Source organism: Salinicoccus luteus DSM 17002, assembly GCF_000712035.1.
Lineage (GTDB): Bacteria > Bacillota > Bacilli > Staphylococcales > Salinicoccaceae > Salinicoccus > Salinicoccus luteus.
The window spans coordinates 293,657-310,953 of record NZ_JONV01000008.1; the positions used below are offsets into that span (position 1 = coordinate 293,657).

Genomic DNA, 17,297 nt, shown 5'->3' on the forward strand with positions numbered 1-17,297 from the left:
CGGTCGGGACGGAGGATTAGATGAGGATACGGAAGATTGCACCGGGCGAGGCGCCGCCGATGGCGCTGCTGCTTTTGGCGGACCCGTCTGAGGAGGCTGTGGCATCCTATCTCGATACAGCCGAATGCTTTATTGCTGAAGCTGATGATGCCGTAGTCGGCACTTATGTGACACGGAAAATTTCAGAGGACAGGGCGGAAGTATTCAATATCGCAGTCGCAGAAGCGTGGCAGGGCCGGGGAATCAATAGAGCAATCAGCTTAATAATCTGTGTTTACATCAGTAGTTTCTTAGAACAACTATGGAAGTCTAAGCATTGGAAATGGTATAGTACAGGGTAATTCTTTCGCTAGAATGGAGTAATAATTATATTTAATGTAATAGGTTCTTCTCATAATTATATAAAAGGTTAATATATTATAAATTAAATTTTACCCTTTTACATAATACTCTGTCAGAAATGCCAAGCATGATTTTTAATCGACTGATGACAAATTTAAAAGTATAGGATGATTTTATGGAACTCAAATCTTTGTATATTAAGAATTATAAAATGTTAAAAAATCAATATATTGAGTTCATTCCAAGTGATGGATACCCAGATTATTATCATAATTATTTTAAGAAAAATAATTTTACAGTACTCGTTGGAGAAAATGGTACTGGTAAAACGACATTGATGAGCTTCATTAGCAACATATTCAAGAATTTGCATAGGTATCATAACAGGATTGCATCAGACTTTAATCTAAAATACTATTATCGTACCTCTGATAACAATAAGCGTTTAATAAACTTAAAAAAAGAAGATGAAAATATATTTGTATCCATAGAAGAGTATATTTCTGATGCGTTATTGTTAGAGTATGACATAAGAAAAAGAGAATATGTGGTAAAAAATAATCAAAAGAAATATAAAAAAAATATTACGTATGATGAAATTCGTAGGTTTTTGCCAACTAAAGTAATAGCATCTATTTTTTCAATACATAATGAATATGAAGATTATTACCATAATACTATTGGAGATCGGTTGGTTGATTATTATGATATAGCAAGTATATATGGAGCAAATCATTATAATTTTCGTTCTCTTTCTAAAGGAATTAGTCGCTTTATAGAGATTGTTTTAGAGGATAGTCATAAATCTAGTAACTTTTTAGAAAGTATGAATTTGAAATATGGAGGTCAAGTATTAATAAGATTAAGAGAAAATATAAGTTTATTCAAATTTTTAAAAGAAGATGAAGAATCCCTAAGTAATTATAAAGAATACTTAAAAGTAGAAGAGTTTATAAAAGATTCTACCTCACAATTATTTAATAATGATCCTGAGGCAATTTGGTTAAATATAAATATAGGAAACTATAATAAATTAATTGAATATGAAGAGAAAGGATTAATATATATTAACGATATAAAGTTTCAAAAAGGTGAGAGCGCTATTTCATTAGGAAATATGAGTTCTGGTGAAAAAATGATATTTATCAGAATTCTTTCAATCTTATCTTCGGTGAGCGATAATGCGATAATTTTGATTGAAGAACCAGAACTCCATTTAAATCCCTCCTGGTCAAAACAAATAATAACTATGTTACAAATGTTATTTAGCGAATATAAAGTTCATTTTATAATAGCAACTCATAGCCAAGAATTTATAAATACTGTGTTCCCTGAAAATATATTATTATCAAATAAGAATGGTTTTACAAAACTTGAATCAGACATTAATACTTTCCTAGCTCAAGAAATAGAAATTAATAACATCTTTTTTGAAAACAATAAAAAATTGAATATCATTGAGAAAATTTTATGGGAAGAAATTGCGAAAGCTAATGAAGAGGAACTAAAGAAAATACTAAATTACTTAGGAGAGTCATATACTAAATTAAAAGTTTTTAATATTTTATTGAGTAAATTGGATGAAAACGAAAATTTAGAAAGATTGGATGAAGATAAGGATGTGGAAGATTGAAAACAAAAAAAATGATGAGTTCCTTCTAGAGTTTGAAAAATTAGTGATAAGACCAATTTTTAAAATTATATTAGATTTAAAAAGACTTGAATTGGAAAGTGAAAAGCCATTAAATATAAATGAAGAGCAATTATGGAAATACACGAATACATATAAGGACCAGTCTTTAGAAGTGCAAAAGCTAATTTCTAATTTAATGAAAAAAAAGGTTTCTAAAATAGTTCTATTTGATTTAGTAGCCAAAATTGTTCAGGAAGAGGGGCTATTAGATCTATTAAAGTTGTATAGACTTTATATTAATCAAAATAACAAAGTACATCAAAAATGTTATTCTCTTGAAATTAAAAATATACCAGAGACATTCAAAATATTATTTAATCAGTTTTACTATACTGCATTTTTCGATAACGTGGATATATGGGCATTAATAGGTAAGGGGGAGTTTACAAGGAAAACGTTTCACGAAAACTTCAAAAAAGAGAATAAAATAATGGTATGCCCTTACTGTGACATCGATACGACGATTTCTATATCTAATAACAGTGTAGAACATTTTTTACCAAAGTCTAAGTTTCCTTTTCTATCTATGAATGCAATGAATCTCATACCTTCGTGTACAGCATGTAATAAGTCCTATGAAGGAAAGGGAGAAACTACTTTGTCTCCGATTACAATGCCATACAACGAGCAGATTGGTGACAGTATTGAGTTTAAAATAGATTATTTAAATGGTAGAATAACCCTCAATTCTGATAAAAATATTAATATATTAAATTATGTAAAGTTATTAAAGTTAAAAGAAAGATACTCACAGTTAAATGTGTATATAGCAGTAGATAGTAAGATGGAAAGCTTATATTCAACTCTCTCTCAATCTCCTCAATTAATTGGGAAACGTATGTACGAATATATAGAATTACAGAAAAATTCAGGGTTAACCTTTATAGTAAAAAATAATATTTACGAATACTTAAGATACAGAAAATATTTAAATACTCAAAAAAAGAACTATAAAAAATAGAAATCATTTTATAGTTCTTAAGCAATTAAAATTATTACAGGGATTCATATGATAGGTATTAGACTTACGCTGCACACCTTATTTTTGTTAATTTTCAAAAAATTAGTGAAATTAATTAGCATCTTTACCCTAATAAAAAATAATGTATTTTTAATACAAACATAACTTCAGTTCTTAGTATGAATATTGAGGAGGAGAAGCCTTTGGATAACATTATTATTGAACATCTTGCTTGTACAGAAGTAAATGAACAGATTCTAAAACCACCATTCCACTTAATAAGTAATGTGCAGTGGAATGATAAGGGTTTGGCATTCGATGGAGATATAACATTGTATTCTAAGCAGATTAAAAAAGAGGAATTTATAGGAATAGTTCCTCTACAAATCAAAGGAACAAAAACATTCAAAAAAAAAATAAAGAAAAATAAAATAAAACACAATATAAAAAAAGAAGATTTAGAAGTCTATTACGCTAATGGAAATGGAGTACTTTATATTGTAGTAACAATTAATCCTAATACATTTAAAAGGCAAGCATATTATAGAATCTTAGCTCCATTAGACTTAAAAGTCTTGTTAGACAACCTTAGATTGAGAGAAGAAAGTTCTACAAGTATTTTATTCAAAAAAGTTAAAAATGGAGGTTTGGAATATATATGTAAAAAGTTTTTAAGAATTGTAGAAAAACAACCAAAAGCATATATTGAAACAAATTTAAAAAAAGAATTTGATGAATACAAAATAGATTATGGGCTGTTGCAAAGAGAAGATAATTTTAACTTTTTTGATGAAGTTGCGTATCTTTATGGAATAAATAACGGTCAAGAGACACCTTTAACAGTGGTGGAATTAAAAGAAATAGCATCATCGACAGAAGTAGAAGTTGAATTAGGAGAAGAAATTTTAAATATTCAATACAAAATCATTAATAAAAACCAAGAACTAATCTTCTTAGTTGAAAATTCTTTATATATTACCTTGGATAAAGAATCACTCCAAGGTAAATTTTCATTGAAGAAAATTGGAAATTTAGAGCAATTTATAAAAGCTTTGAAAGTTCTAAAATATATACGTGACTATAATGAGTTGCCATTCAGCAAGTCTATTCAAGGGGTAAACATAAAAAGTAAAAAAGATTTGTTGAACATAGAAGAAAATATAACTGCTTTTGAAGAAATAGCTGAAGTTTTTGCAAGTATTGGGGTAAATAAAGACTATACTTTTAATAAAGAAGAAAATATTGAGAATCTATTTAATGCTGCAATAAAAATATTTAAACATAATCAGCACAATATGCTTACTAATAATGAGAACATGAATACAAAAGACTATTCAGTAAAAGCGATAACTCTATCAAAAGACTTAAAAGTAATTGTCTTTTATGATGCTAAAAATAATAAATATATCAACTTTTTCAGTGAAGAGACATTGAATAATTTAAATGGATTATTACCTAAAGATAATAAGAAACAAATAAATGATATAGATATAGAAGAAGAGTATTGGAGAGTAAGTATATATTCTAATGAAAAGTTAGATCAATTAAAAAAGTTTAATAACTTTAATTTCGATATTGTTAAAAAATCTTATGAAGATAAATATCATGATGTTAATTCTCCCTATACAATGCATATTGCTATGGATTTTCTTTGGAATTTTGATGTGAACAATAATCAAGATTATATAGAAGTTTCTAATGATCTGGTAACAAGGTTTTTAAAAGACAATCCCGAAGACTCTTATGCAAAGATTAACAAATTTCAAATCAATTTAAGAAGAAATGGGGAACTAAATGAGGATGAGATCTTAACTATTTTAGAAATTTTGGAAATTGCGGAAAATAATAATGACAACAGTATGCGTTTTGCTTGTGAAGTATTGTTGCAAAGTAAAATTAAGGCAAAAGCAGTATTTGACTCTTTAAGTTCTGAAGTTCAAGAGGAACTGAAATTATTTCCTATATGCAACTTATACCAAAAATTATAATGAATTTGATCTATTATAATATCTATTAATACTAACAGCATAGTTTATGTATTAGATTTAATTCTAGTGTGGATCATTAAAGAAGATTCTCGGTGAATCAAAAGAGCTTTTCAAGAATCGGGCTAGCGAAACTTGCAAAGACCAAAGTATCTAAGATGATGACTGTAAGGAACGTGAATACTGCCCGCAGAATCCATGCACTTATGGCAGAGGGGCGGAGTTGAAATGACTTTCATAAAGGGGAGATCCATCATGTCCAAAACAAAGGCGTTGATCGGCATCGGGGCACTTCCAATCGTGCTTCTCGGTGGTTCTTTTGCCGTCAGGAGGCTTTTTGACAGGAAGGTCGATAAGGAAGTGGAAGCACTTTTTGAAAAGGTGGAAAAAGATATCCGGAAGATATCGCAAGCAGACCTCGAAGGGCTGCCTGATGCGGTCCGGAGATGGCTTGGAAATTCCGGCACCATGGCGCGTGGGGATATAAAGGCGGTGCGGCTCAGGCAGAATGCAGAGATGCGGCTGGCTGAAGACAAGCCATGGATGCCTGTCCGGGCGGAACAGTATTTCATTCCCCACCAGCCGGGGTTCATCTGGAAGGCGGATATCCGCATGGCGCCCTTCATCCACATTTCAGGGAGGGACAAGTATGATGATGCCCGGGGGAATATGATGATCAAGGTGCTTTCCATGTTTACAGTCGCCGACTCGAGCGGCCCCGAAATCGATCAGGGGACGATGCTGAGGTACTTGGCGGAAACGATATGGTTTCCGAGTGCTGCGCTGAATGACTATATAATATGGAAACATATCGATGAAAACAATGCGGAGGCAACCATGACATATGGCGACATTTCAGCAACAGGTGTGTTCACCTTCAACAGTGAGGGGGATCCCACGCACTTCGAGGCGGAACGGTATGGGGAATTCGATGGTGAGACGCGTCTTGAGACATGGGCGATCCCTTTGAAGTCGTACAGGGAGTTTGAAGGGGTGAGGGTCCCGACTGAAGGTGAAGTGATCTGGAAATTGGATGCTGGAGACTTCAACTGGTTCAATTTCGAAGTGACGGAAGTCGAGTACGATAGCCCCCACCCATATCAGTGAATTCAGGGAGCGCCTCTCTTTGACCCCCAAGACATAAATGTTATAGTATACTAATGAAATAGGATTAATAGAGAAGAGAGGTAGCATCCATATGGATAGGGTCGATAGTATTGTTGATGTGATAGGAAATACACCTGTAGTGAAATTGAATAGGCTGGTGCCCGAAGGGGCAGCGGATGTCTATGTGAAACTTGAAATGTTCAACCCCAGCAAAAGTGTGAAGGACCGTGCAGCATACAATATGCTGAGGCAGGCAGAAGAAGATGGGCTGATCGAGCCGGGCGGCACGATCATCGAACCGACGAGCGGCAACACCGGAATTGGTCTGGCGATGAACGCAGCAGCCAAGGGATATGAAGCCATATTCGTCCTGCCTGACAGCTCTACGAGCGAACGGATCAATCTGCTGAAAGCATTCGGTGCAAAAGTGGTACTGACACCTGCAGATGAAAAGATGCCCGGGTGCATCAGGAAAGCCAAGGAGCTTCAGGCGGAAATCCCGAACAGCTTCATCCCCCAGCAGTTTGAAAACTATGCGAACCCGGATATCCACCGCACGACGACGGCGGTGGAGATTCTGGAGGACTTCGACTATGATCTCGATGCCTTTGTGGCGACAGCGGGCACGGGGGGCACGATTACAGGCACCGGCGAGGTGCTCAAGCAGCATCTCAAGGATCTCCATATTACTGTTGTGGAACCGCAGGGCTCCCCTGTACTCTCAGGAGGAGAACCGGGTAAGCACAAGCTTGTGGGCACAAGCCCGGGGTTCGTCCCGAACATACTGAATACGGATGTATATGATGAGATCATCCAGATTGCCGACGAGGATGCGATCGACATGTTCCGCAGGCTGGCAACGGAAGAAGGCATCTTTGTAGGCCCTTCCGCCGGCGCATCCGTCTTTGCAGCAATCAGCGTGGCGAAGAAACTCGGTGCAGGCAAGCGCGTCGTGGCGATTGCGCCGGATACGGGCGAACGCTACTTGAGCATGGGATTGATAGAATAATAGTGATGAAGGCGATAGATTGGATTCTATCGTCTTTTTTGTGTATATTGACAATCAAATACACTAAGTATGTAAGGGGTGCCATATGAACCAGATCATCAAGCTTGAAGATATATCATGGAGAAGGGACGGCAAGGAAATCCTGAAGGACATCAATTGGGAAGTGCATCCAGGGGAGCACTGGGCAATCCTTGGTCTGAATGGCTCCGGAAAGACCTCCCTGTTGAATATTGTCACGGGGTACAACTATCCTACAGCTGGACGGGCCAACGTACTGGGGACGGAATTCGGCAAGGCAAGCCTGCCTGAAATGCGCAAGAAGATCGGATTCGTCAGCAATGCCCTCGGCAGATTTGCACAGACTATGAACCGGGAGACGGTGGAGAATATCATACTGAGCGGAAAATTCGCCTCTTTTGGCATCTATCAGGAGATCACAGAGGAAGATGCACAGCGTGCGGCAAACATCCTGAAGGAACTCAGGCTGGAATACATATCGGACCAGCGCTATTCTGTGCTCTCCCAGGGGGAACAGAGAAGGGCGCTTTTGGGGCGTGCCCTCATGAGCCAGCCGGAACTGCTGATTCTGGATGAACCCTGTGCAGGACTCGATGTGCTGGCACGGGAGGATGTACTGGCGATGACGGAGCAGGTGGCCGAGGAGACGCGGCCGCTGCTGTACGTCACCCACCATATAGAGGAGATTACAGACGCCATCTCCCACGTGCTGCTGATTCGGGATGGCCGGATTATCGCGCAGGGGAAGAAGCAGGATGTACTGACCAGCGAAAATCTGACCGAGGCCTATAAGATTCCGATCAATCTGCACTGGGAAGGCGGCCGTCCATGGATGTCAGTGGAAAGGCTGGCCAAAGAGAGCAGGGGAAAGGCATGATATCAGGCCATCATCATATTTCGATGTTCACGAAAGACCTCAAGGAGAACAATCATTTCTATACGGAAGTGCTCGGCCTGAGACGGGTCAAAGTCTCGGTGAACCAGGGGGATGTGGGGATGTACCACGTCTTCTATGGGGATACTGAAGGCAGTCCCGGCAATGATCTGACATTCTTTGAGATTCCGAATATCGGCCGCACACATCCGGGCACCAATATGATATCCGGAATCGCCCTCCTCGTCCCTTCCTACGAAAGCTTGGAATACTGGCGGAAGCGGCTTGCCTCCTATGATATCGGGCACGATGGCATAGTGCAATATGCCGGCAGAGAGGCGTTGCGCTTCCGGGACCCGGATGGCCTGTCGCTGATTCTGATCAACCATGAAAATAAGGATATTCCTGAGGCTTGGGAACCATGGGATGAAAATGAAATAGACGCAGCGCACCACATCCTCGGCATGGGCGCTGTGGAGATCACGGTGGAGGACAAGGACAGCATCGTCTCCATGCTCCAAAATATGTTCGGCTACTCGGTTGCCGATGAAGGACAGGACGGAACGCTGCTTGAAGCCGTCACCAATGAGGTTTTCGGGGAGATCCTGATCAGGTCGGAGTCGGGCGGCAATGCGCGTGCGGGACGGGGGAGCGTCCACCATCTTGCGATCGAGTCGCAGGCGCGCCCGCTTGATGAATGGGACCGGATACTGAAGGAAGCGGGTTATATGACGACAGGAGTAAAGGACCGCTATTATTTTGAAAGCCTGTACTTCAGGGAGGGGAATGGTATCATGTTCGAAATCGTCGGTCCTGGAGGGCGAGGCTTCACCGCAGACCGCCCAGTGGAGGAACTGGGTACAGGACTCGACCTCCCGCCGTTTTTGGAAGATCAGCGGGAAGAAATCGAAGCACATCTGCGCCCAATTGAGGAGTGGACATAAGAAAAGAGCGGAAGACCTTCCGCTCTTTTTACGGCTGGATTGCAGCTTCGTAGATTTGTCTGTCGGCTTCGCTGAACACGTTGAAGACGATCATATCGTAATGATGATCATGCGACTTGAGCCAGTTGGCCACCGTTTCGAGGGCAATTTCGGTCGCCCGCTCTTTCGGAAAGCCAAAGGCGCCTGTAGAAATGGAAGGGAAGACGACGGTTCGGATATCCTCCATTTCGTCAGCAAGATCAAGAGAGGAACGGTAGCTTGAAGCGAGTGCGGCTTCGTGGGCCTCCGTCAGCACTTCGTCCTGGCCGAGGGCCGGGCCGACTGTATGAATGACATATTTGGCAGGCAGATGATATCCGCGTGTAATTTTGGCATTGCCCGTCTCCTCATCCGATTTTTGGCGGTGGATGATTTCCGCACAGTCATCCCGGAGCATGGGACCGGCACCTGAGTGGATGGCATTATCTATGCAGTCATGCAGGGGCTGCATGCATCCGAGCAGCTTCTCATTCGCCGCGTTCACAATCGCATCGGCTTCAATGGCAGTGATATCGCCCTGCCACAGGGCCATCCTGTCCGCCCCAGACACATCCGTTTCTGGATACTCCTGGCTGATGACAGGCAGTTCGTGGGCAGCGACGGTCTGCTTTTCCCTCTTTTCAATCTGAAGCAGTGTGTCCAGCTTCAGCATCATTTCCCTGTTCAGCGGCTTCGGCTGCCGGATGTTGAGAAGCGCCCGGATGAGCCGCCTTTTCGCTTCATAGTCAGTGGGGATGTCGATGTCCTGGGTGCCCGCCTGCTCATTGCGCAGAATTACCAGCACGTCATCCACCAGAGCTTCCCTGTCCGTCGTTTCAGCAAGTTTCGGTTCGAATGGATCGTTCAATTTGATCGCATCCGCGTATTCCTGTAGTCCGATGTTGGCCATTACAATCACCTCTTCATTCCATTTTGTCATGAATATTCTCTGAATGCCATTTAGAGGTTTCAGCTGACCCATCCATTATTTTTTCCTGGGGAGTATAATGATCTTTTCCAATGGGTATAGTGTCTATGAACATTTTCCAGTGTTTTATTTGATGGCAATGGTACTCATGGATTGGAGTGATGGGATGGGGACTTTTTTGAAGCTGGTGGTGATCGGTGCAATCTCGGGGGTGATTTTGGCAGCGGTTATGAAGGTCATCTGCAGAATTACGGGCAGCAAAGCGGACATACTGCTCTATAACATGGACTATATTCCGATACTTAAGCGGTGGAGCGACAAAAAGATTACAGGCATACTGTTCCACTATGGCACATGCATAGCGAGTGCGGTCATACTATACTATCTGCTCATTCCATTCGGGTGGGAGATGGAGATATGGCCATATATCCTTGTTTTTACTGTGGGCGGAGGCATCCTCTACTTTCTCAGTGCATTGACGGAGACGCCGCCTGCGCCGTACGATTTCATGGCCTGGCTCTACTGGACGCTTGGCCACGGAATATTCGGGCTGTCGGTGGGATTTCTGATCAGCGTATGGGTATAAAGTCATCCTCCCACCTTGCGAAAACGGTATAATCTCTTTAAAATATTTGGAGCATTTGTGATTGCGATCATGGATAATGTAGAATGAATATAAAGAGATAAGGATAGGAGATGCTGTTGTGTCCAATCAAGAATTCGAAACGCACAATGTAAAAATAGATAAGCTTGATAAGAAGGGGTCCGGGATGGGACATGTATGGCGTGATGCCGGCGGCAGCAACCCGCGGAAACTGAAGCTGAACGTCCCCCAGACACTCATCGGGGAGGAGGCGAAGGTCACCGTCCCGAATCCCGACAGGAAGCTTGCACGTGTACTGCCGGATGAAATCGTCACCCAGCATCCGGAACGGGTTGCGCCGCCCTGTCCGCATTTCGAGAAGTGCGGCGGATGTGTGTGGCAGCACTGGACGTATAAAGGGCAGCTGGCCTATAAGACAGAGGAAGTGAAATCATTCCTTGAGGATCAGGGGTTCGACTCCGCTGTCGTGGCGGATGCGCTTGGCATGGAAACACCGTGGGAGTACCGCAACAAGATGGAGTTCACCTTTGGCAAGGATTGTGCCCTTGGCCTGCATGAACTTGGGAATTTCCGCAACGTCATCGATCTGGATACGTGTCTGATTGCTGGAGACGAGATGGTGGAGGCGATGCTTGAAGTTTCCGAATGGGCCCGCGACCATGGACTCAGCGGATATGACAAGGATAAGCATGAGGGACTGCTCAGAAACCTCATGACAAGACAGTCACAGAAGACCGGGGAACTGATGCTTGCCATTTTTTCCACCGGCACTCCGGAGGAGAACCAGGCGGCAGTGGACGATCTCGTCGGACGGCTGACATCAAAGTTTGAAAACCTCAAGAGCCTGATGTGGATGGAGAACAGGGACTGGGCGGATATGGCTCAGTCGGAGAAGACGCACGTACTCCATGGCCGTGACTATATCAATGATGAAATGTACGGCTACAAATACAGGATCTGGTTTGATACTTTCTTCCAGACGAACCCGCTCCAGGCGGAGAAGCTGGTGGATCTGGCGATTGAGATGGCCGAAGTCACATCCGAGGAACGGATGATCGACCTGTTCTGCGGTGTCGGTACATTTTCACTGCCTTTTGCCAAAAGGGTCGAGGCGCTGGCAGGCATTGAAATCGTTGAAACTTCAATCGAGTCCGCGAAGAGGAACGCCGAGGACAATGGGCTCGACAACACATATTTCCTCGCGAAGGACGCAAGGCGCGGCATGGATGAGGTACTCGATACATGGGGCAGGCCGGACCTGCTCATGCTCGATCCGCCGCGTTCCGGAGCAGGAGGCAAGGTCATGCGCCGAATCGGCCGTCTCGGGACCAATCGGGTCGTCTATGTGTCCTGCAACCCGGAATCATTTGCCCACGACATCACATGGTTGAGGGAATATGGGTACACACTCGAACGCGTGCAGCCTGTGGACCTTTTTCCACATACGGTGCATGTGGAGCTTGTCGCCCTGTTAAGAAAAACGGATTCAACAGTATAGACATATGCATGGGTGGGGTGGATAGATTATGGAGGAGGCAGTTATGAAGCAATATCAATTCAAGCTTTCCGTAGATTCAAACAGAAAATCGGTAGCGATAGAAAATGATCATGATGATCCAGTCGGTTATGTTGAAAAGGCAGTCTTAAGGAATTGTGAAAAGCGGAACACCTATTCTTACACATCCACCCAGGGTGATTCCCTCATACTGGGATTGAAGAAGCGCAAATTCAGGGATATGAACATTTCAAAATACATCATCGTGGCGGATGATCTTGAGCTTGTATTCAAGGAAAGACCCGGAACGAGCCTGCTCCACTTCCGTGTCGATGGCCGGATAGACCACCAGTTCATGAGCATCGAGGAAAACTGGAGTGGAGACATGGAAGTCTATTTCCATGGCGACCATATTGCGACGGTGAAGGAGGATGTGGCGAGCGGGGAGACCCTCATCCTGGCGGACAGTCATCTGGATGACCATTCCCTCAAATTCGGGATTCTCGTCCTCATGTACTTCATGTTCAAGGTCTATAAACGGGAATCCTGGGATGTCGCCAATCTGCTGGCATAGGGGGCGCCATGAACAGCCTTGAAAAATATCAGCCGCTGATCCTGCTTATCGCCATACTTATGGGCATGCTGCTGGGCGGCATCAACACCATCCAGCAGCATGCCGGCACCTTCATCGTCCCGTTCCTCATGCTCATGCTGTATGGATTGTTTCTACTGATGCCATTGAAACGTGTATTCACTTCATTCAGAAAGGTGAAGTTCGTACTCGTTTCACTCGGCATCAATTTTTTATGGACTCCCTTCCTAGCCTATGCGATCGGCATGGTCTTCCTTTCCGACCATCCGCTGATATGGATCGGGTTCGTCATGCTGACGGTGACCCCGTGCACCGACTGGTACCTTGTATTCACCGGCCTCGCGAAAGGGGATACGGTGCTGTCGGCGTCCCTGCTTCCGATCAACCTGGTTCTGCAGCTGATACTGCTGCCTGCCTATCTCTATCTGTTCTTTGGATTTGAACAGGGCATCGGGCTGTCATTCTCGGGCATCATACAGAGTGTGCTGATTGTGGTCGGCATCCCTTTTGTGCTTGCACTGCTGACAAAGCGCTTCCTGCCTCAACAGAGCGGGGTGGAGGGCTTCTTCGACACCTTCAATGTCATTTTTCTGGGGCTTGCCGTGACTGCGATGTTCGCTGCGGAACGCGATACGCTGCTCGAGAACTCTGATGTCGTGCTCCTGCTGCTGCCGCCACTGCTGCTGTTCTTTGTGATTACCTTCGTGGTCGGGAATGCCGCAGGGAGGCTGTTCCGGTTCAACCAGAAGGAATCCGTCAGTCTGGTCATGATGACACTGGCACGCAATTCTCCGCTTGCACTCGCCATCGCCATCACTGCATTTCCCGAGCATCCGCTGATCGCATTATCCCTCGTCATCGGTCCCATCATCGAACTGCCGATACTGGGCCTCGCTTCGAGAATACTGCTTGCCCATAAATAAAAAAACATCCAGTCTATTGACTGGATGTTTGATAATGACCCCGAGTGGGTTCGAACCACCGACCCCTTGCCTGTCAAGCAAGTGCTCTCCCGCTGAGCTACGGAGTCACGATTTAAAAACTACATATTCAAATTTACAATGTTAACCCGGAATTGTCAATAACGAAATGACGATTCCGGGTATTATTTTTTCCCTCTCATGGTCTCGGCTTTTGCCATTTCTATGAAAGCCGTCATCCTGTCTATGGCTCCCTTGAAATCCTCCTTGAATTCATGTTCCCACATCCGCATAATATGCCAACCTTTTTCATGATAATAGGCATTCACTTCCCGGTCGCGCTCCATGTTCCTCCCGAGCTTCCTGTTCCAGAATTCCTGATTGCTTTTCGGCCAGTTGCCATGGTCGGGACACATATGCCAGAAACAGGAGTCGATGAAGATGACCACCCTGTATTTCTGGATTGCGATATCCGGAGACCCCATCAATGTGCGCACATTCTTCCTGAACCGGTAGCCTTCAGCCCACAAAGCTTTCGTAATCCTGTTCTCGAGTTTCGATTGGGACCTGATCCGGCTCATCGTCCGTTTCCTCTTTTCTGCAGACATCATATCCGCCACTGTCGCCACCTCCCTTCTTTCCCACCACCTACCCAGCTTGGGCGTAAAATATTCGGCATGAAAAGTAGTGGAAAATAAAGTATTTTAAATTTGAAAAATGTTTTGACAAATATAACAATCCATAGTATTGTAGTATACATTATCGATAATATAGTTCTATCACTTATCCAGAGTGGCGGAGGGACAGGCCCTATGACGCCCGGCAACCATCAGGCAATCGAGTCTGATAAGGTGCTAATTCCTGCAGGAGATTTTCCTGAAAGATAAGAGGAGGCGGAGACTCTCTTCTTATATAGGAAGAGAGTTTTTTTATTATTACAATCAGGAGGAGATTATATTGACGAAGAAGAAAAATGCAACTTATGACCTGGAGACGCTGTCGCTCCATGGCGGACAGGCGCCGGATCCGACAACAGGCGCAAGGGCGGTGCCGATCTACCAGACGACATCATATGTCTTTCACGACACGGATCACGCAGAGAGCCTGTTTTCTCTGGATGAACCGGGAAATATCTACTCACGCATCGGAAATCCTACAGTGGAAGTGTTCGAAAAGCGGATGGCACTCCTTGAGGACGGAGTGGCGGCAGTGGCGACATCTTCCGGGATGTCGGCCATCACACTGTCGATACTGAACCTGGCAAGTGCAGGGGATGAAATCGTGGCAGGTTCGAACCTCTACGGCGGTACATATAATCTTTTTGCGGTCACTCTGCCCAGATACGGCATCACCGTCAAATTCGTTGATCCTGACGACCCGGAGAATTTCAGGGCAGCAATCACAGGGCGGACGAAGGCTGTATTCGCCGAAACGATCGGCAATCCCGGACTTCAGGTCCTTGACGTCGCCGCAGTTGCCGAAGTAGCGCATGAAGCCGGCGTGCCATTGATCGTCGACAATACGTTCGCCACACCACATGTCTTCAAGCCGATTGAATGGGGGGCGGACATCGTCGTCCACTCGGCAACAAAATGGATCGGCGGCCACGGCACTTCAATAGGCGGTGTGGTCATCGATGGTGGACGGTTCAACTGGAATACCGAAAAGTTCCCTGAATTCACCGAACCCGACACAAGCTATAACGGCATCCGCTATGCTGTGGATTTCGGAACCCTTGCCTTCATCACGAAAATCCGCGTGCAGCTGTTGCGGGACTTCGGGGCGAGCCTCAGCCCACAGAATGCCTTCCAGCTGATTCAGGGGCTGGAGACTCTGCATATACGTGTTGAAAGGCACAATGAAAATGCGCAGGAGGTTGCCCGCTTCCTGGAGGCGCATCCGGCGGTCGAGTGGGTGACATATCCTGGTCTGGAGCACCATCCGTCGCATGATGTTGCGAAGAGGCAGTTCGAGAATGGATATGGTTCAATCATCACTTTCGGCATCAGGGGCGGAAAACCGGCAGGGAAGAAACTGATCGACAATGTCTCGCTATGGTCCCATGTTGCAAATGTCGGCGATGCGAAGTCACTGATCATCCATCCGGCATCCACGACCCACCAGCAGCTGACGAAGGAACAGCTTGAGGAGACCGGTGTGCTGGAAGAGCTCATCCGTCTGTCGGTGGGCATTGAATCCGTAAGGGATATCACAAAAGATCTGGGACAGGCGCTGAAGAAGGCCACCGGAATCAGCGATGGGTCAACAGATGCGGCAGTCATCAATGACGAAGGTGTCATAAGATGGGCACTGGACTCTCCGACGGAGAAGGTCATCGGGGAGGACGGGGCGGAAACGGTACGGCAGAAGACGCTGGCAGTGGTCGGATTAAGCGGCAAGGAAGCCAGACCGAGCTACCGTCTTGCACGGAAGATGCAGCGCCTCGGCTATCGGATCATTCCAGTCAATCCGAGGGAGACGGAAATACTCGGTGAAAAGGCCTATCCGGATCTCTCAAGCGTTCCCGATGCCATCGATGTCGTCCAAGTATTCAGAAGTCCTGAAGCGGCAATTGAAATAGCGAAGGAAGCACTCGAAGTGAACCCGAGAGTCTTTTGGCTCCAGGAAGGCGTCGTTTCTCCGGAAGCTGCGGAAATCGCAAGGGACGGGGGCATACAGGTGGTGCATAACCGTTGCACATACAAAGAGGCACAGCGTCTGCGGGGCACGATTTCCACATACGCATGTGAAATATAGAATGGAGGTCATAAAAATGAAATCATCAATATTCAATCAGAGGGTGTGGGCACTCATCGTGCTCGCCCTGGTGGCCGTGGTTGCCGGCTGTGGTTCAGGAGAGGCTGAGTCGGCTGAGTCTTCAGGCGCGCCAGAGAAGATCAGACTGGACTATGCATATTATTCCCCTACAAGCCTCGTGCTGAAAGAGTTCGGATGGGCAGAAGAGGAATTCGAAGAGGAAGGAATAGAAGTGGAATGGACATTGAGCCATGGAAGCAACAAGGCGCTTGAATTCCTGAATAGCGACAGTGTCGATTTCGGCTCGACTGCCGGCGCCGCTGCGCTGATGTCGAAGGCCAATGGCGCACCGATAAAGAATGTATATATCGCCTCCAAACCGGAATGGACAGCTCTTGTGAAAACGGAGGATTCCGGCATTGAGGACATAGGAGACCTGAAGGGCAAAAAGGTGGCTGCGACACTTGGCACCGATCCATACATCTTCCTGCTCAGGGCCCTGAATGAAGAAGGCATCTCCCAGGATGATGTCGAGATTGTAAATGTTCAGCACAGCGACGGCGCCACTTCACTGACAAACGGGGGTGTGGATGCATGGGCAGGACTCGACCCGCATATGGCCCGCCTGGAAGTGGAATCGGGGGCAGAGCTGTTCTACCGCAACCCGGATTTCAATACATACGGCTTCCTGAATGTAAGGGAAGACTTCGCGGCGGATCATCCGGAATATGTGAATCGTGTCATCGGAGTGTATGAAAAAGCCAGGGAATGGATTCAGGAAAATCCCGACGAGGCTGTGGAAATAATGGTGAAGGAAGCGCAGATCGAGCCTGAAGTGGCGAGACTGCAGCTTGAACGCAATGATTTTTCAAACCCGGTTCCGGGACCGGTCCATCAGGAAGCGTTGGTCGAATCGGGCAATATCCTGCAGGAAGTGGACGTAATCGATCCTGATGCGGATATAGAGGCTCTGGTCTCAGACCTCATTGAGCCGAGTTTTGCCGAAGAGACGATAGAAAGTGCGGAATAGATGACTAAAGGAGTGGAGAT

The 17,297-nt window shown here is 44.9% G+C and carries 16 protein-coding genes, 1 tRNA gene and 1 riboswitch; of the genes, 14 read left to right on the plus strand and 3 right to left on the minus strand.

What is annotated here, in order from left to right:
* Positions 1-20: 20 nt before the first annotated feature.
* The 8 genes from BO53_RS13360 to BO53_RS0106310 all read left to right on the plus strand — a co-directional run bounded on the left by BO53_RS13360 (position 21) and on the right by BO53_RS0106310 (position 8,933).
* Entirely contained in the window at positions 21-341 is a 321-nt protein-coding gene (locus BO53_RS13360; protein WP_051683039.1) for a GNAT family N-acetyltransferase, read from the plus strand.
* Between the two features lie 176 nt (positions 342-517).
* Entirely contained in the window at positions 518-1,975 is a 1,458-nt protein-coding gene (locus BO53_RS13365; RefSeq protein ID WP_037341846.1) for an AAA family ATPase, read from the plus strand.
* Positions 1,962-2,996 carry an HNH endonuclease family protein gene (locus BO53_RS0106285; protein WP_031546637.1) on the plus strand — a complete coding sequence of 345 codons (1,035 nt, stop codon included), beginning with the start codon at positions 1,962-1,964 and terminating at the stop codon, positions 2,994-2,996. The genes BO53_RS13365 and BO53_RS0106285 overlap by 14 nt, the downstream gene beginning before the upstream one ends.
* Before the next feature lie 203 nt (positions 2,997-3,199).
* Positions 3,200-4,984, plus strand: coding sequence for a DUF4365 domain-containing protein (locus tag BO53_RS0106290; RefSeq protein ID WP_084184933.1), 1,785 nt, complete (start codon positions 3,200-3,202; stop codon positions 4,982-4,984).
* A 252-nt stretch (positions 4,985-5,236) separates the two neighbouring features.
* The gene (locus BO53_RS0106295; protein WP_031546640.1) at positions 5,237-6,088 is read left to right on the plus strand and encodes a DUF6544 family protein; all 852 of its coding nucleotides are present in this window, start codon (positions 5,237-5,239) and stop codon (positions 6,086-6,088) included.
* A gap of 91 nt (positions 6,089-6,179) precedes the next feature.
* Positions 6,180-7,097 (plus strand): cysteine synthase A, encoded by a 918-nt coding sequence (gene cysK, locus BO53_RS0106300; protein WP_031546641.1) that lies wholly within the window; start codon positions 6,180-6,182, stop codon positions 7,095-7,097.
* Positions 7,098-7,182: 85 nt separating this feature from the next.
* Positions 7,183-7,992, plus strand: a complete 810-nt coding sequence (locus BO53_RS0106305) for an ABC transporter ATP-binding protein (protein WP_031546642.1) — start codon at positions 7,183-7,185, stop codon at positions 7,990-7,992.
* Positions 7,944-8,933 carry a VOC family protein gene (locus BO53_RS0106310; RefSeq protein ID WP_245608205.1) on the plus strand — a complete coding sequence of 330 codons (990 nt, stop codon included), beginning with the start codon at positions 7,944-7,946 and terminating at the stop codon, positions 8,931-8,933. The genes BO53_RS0106305 and BO53_RS0106310 overlap by 49 nt, the downstream gene beginning before the upstream one ends.
* A gap of 28 nt (positions 8,934-8,961) precedes the next feature.
* Here BO53_RS0106310 and BO53_RS0106315 read toward each other — a convergent pair whose 3' ends face one another.
* A complete protein-coding gene (locus BO53_RS0106315; RefSeq protein ID WP_169738733.1) occupies positions 8,962-9,891 on the minus strand; it encodes a protein-ADP-ribose hydrolase in 930 nt (309 codons plus the stop codon).
* Positions 9,892-10,045: 154 nt separating this feature from the next.
* On the opposite strand from BO53_RS0106315, the gene BO53_RS0106320 reads away from it, so the two are divergent.
* The 4 genes from BO53_RS0106320 to BO53_RS0106335 all read left to right on the plus strand — a co-directional run bounded on the left by BO53_RS0106320 (position 10,046) and on the right by BO53_RS0106335 (position 13,493).
* Complete coding sequence (locus tag BO53_RS0106320; RefSeq protein WP_031546647.1) at positions 10,046-10,465, plus strand: hypothetical protein; 420 nt, start codon at positions 10,046-10,048, stop codon at positions 10,463-10,465.
* Positions 10,466-10,583: 118 nt separating this feature from the next.
* Positions 10,584-11,981, plus strand: coding sequence for a 23S rRNA (uracil(1939)-C(5))-methyltransferase RlmD (gene rlmD, locus BO53_RS0106325; protein WP_031546648.1), 1,398 nt, complete (start codon positions 10,584-10,586; stop codon positions 11,979-11,981).
* A gap of 43 nt (positions 11,982-12,024) precedes the next feature.
* Positions 12,025-12,552: a hypothetical protein gene (locus tag BO53_RS0106330; protein ID WP_031546650.1), complete on the plus strand. Its 528-nt coding sequence runs from the start codon at positions 12,025-12,027 to the stop codon at positions 12,550-12,552.
* 8 nt (positions 12,553-12,560) lie between these two features.
* Complete coding sequence (locus BO53_RS0106335; protein ID WP_031546652.1) at positions 12,561-13,493, plus strand: arsenic resistance protein; 933 nt, start codon at positions 12,561-12,563, stop codon at positions 13,491-13,493.
* 35 nt (positions 13,494-13,528) lie between these two features.
* Here the strand turns inward: BO53_RS0106335 and BO53_RS0106340 are convergent.
* Together BO53_RS0106340 and BO53_RS0106345 are read right to left on the minus strand one after the other, a co-directional pair.
* A tRNA-Val gene (locus tag BO53_RS0106340) sits at positions 13,529-13,600 on the minus strand.
* A gap of 75 nt (positions 13,601-13,675) precedes the next feature.
* The gene (locus BO53_RS0106345; RefSeq protein WP_306438688.1) at positions 13,676-14,101 is read right to left on the minus strand and encodes a very short patch repair endonuclease; all 426 of its coding nucleotides are present in this window, start codon (positions 14,099-14,101) and stop codon (positions 13,676-13,678) included.
* Positions 14,102-14,270: 169 nt separating this feature from the next.
* Positions 14,271-14,380, plus strand: a riboswitch (SAM riboswitch).
* A 64-nt stretch (positions 14,381-14,444) separates the two neighbouring features.
* Here BO53_RS0106345 and BO53_RS0106350 point away from each other — a divergent pair.
* Both BO53_RS0106350 and BO53_RS0106355 read left to right on the plus strand, forming a co-directional pair.
* Positions 14,445-16,247: a PLP-dependent aspartate aminotransferase family protein gene (locus tag BO53_RS0106350; RefSeq protein WP_425414481.1), complete on the plus strand. Its 1,803-nt coding sequence runs from the start codon at positions 14,445-14,447 to the stop codon at positions 16,245-16,247.
* A 16-nt stretch (positions 16,248-16,263) separates the two neighbouring features.
* On the plus strand, positions 16,264-17,277 hold the full coding sequence (locus BO53_RS0106355; protein ID WP_031546655.1) for an aliphatic sulfonate ABC transporter substrate-binding protein: 1,014 nt from the start codon (positions 16,264-16,266) through the stop codon (positions 17,275-17,277).
* Positions 17,278-17,297 lie beyond the last annotated feature (20 nt).

Excerpts from the sequence above, each read along its gene's own strand:
- BO53_RS0106335 (WP_031546652.1), top strand. The coding sequence starts at position 12,561 with ATGAACAGCCTTGAAAAATATCAGCCGCTGATCCTGCTTATCGCCATA.
- BO53_RS0106330 (WP_031546650.1), top strand. The coding sequence starts at position 12,025 with ATGAAGCAATATCAATTCAAGCTTTCCGTAGATTCAAACAGAAAATCG.
- BO53_RS0106310 (WP_245608205.1), top strand. The coding sequence starts at position 7,944 with ATGGATGTCAGTGGAAAGGCTGGCCAAAGAGAGCAGGGGAAAGGCATG.
- BO53_RS13360 (WP_051683039.1), top strand. The coding sequence starts at position 21 with ATGAGGATACGGAAGATTGCACCGGGCGAGGCGCCGCCGATGGCGCTG.
- BO53_RS0106295 (WP_031546640.1), top strand. The coding sequence starts at position 5,237 with ATGTCCAAAACAAAGGCGTTGATCGGCATCGGGGCACTTCCAATCGTG.
- BO53_RS0106320 (WP_031546647.1), top strand. The coding sequence starts at position 10,046 with ATGGGGACTTTTTTGAAGCTGGTGGTGATCGGTGCAATCTCGGGGGTG.
- BO53_RS13365 (WP_037341846.1), top strand. The coding sequence starts at position 518 with ATGGAACTCAAATCTTTGTATATTAAGAATTATAAAATGTTAAAAAAT.
- BO53_RS0106345 (WP_306438688.1), bottom strand. The coding sequence starts at position 14,101 with ATGATGTCTGCAGAAAAGAGGAAACGGACGATGAGCCGGATCAGGTCC.
- cysK (WP_031546641.1), top strand. The coding sequence starts at position 6,180 with ATGGATAGGGTCGATAGTATTGTTGATGTGATAGGAAATACACCTGTA.
- BO53_RS0106355 (WP_031546655.1), top strand. The coding sequence starts at position 16,264 with ATGAAATCATCAATATTCAATCAGAGGGTGTGGGCACTCATCGTGCTC.
- BO53_RS0106315 (WP_169738733.1), bottom strand. The coding sequence starts at position 9,891 with ATGACAAAATGGAATGAAGAGGTGATTGTAATGGCCAACATCGGACTA.
- BO53_RS0106285 (WP_031546637.1), top strand. The coding sequence starts at position 1,962 with ATGTGGAAGATTGAAAACAAAAAAAATGATGAGTTCCTTCTAGAGTTT.
- BO53_RS0106305 (WP_031546642.1), top strand. The coding sequence starts at position 7,183 with ATGAACCAGATCATCAAGCTTGAAGATATATCATGGAGAAGGGACGGC.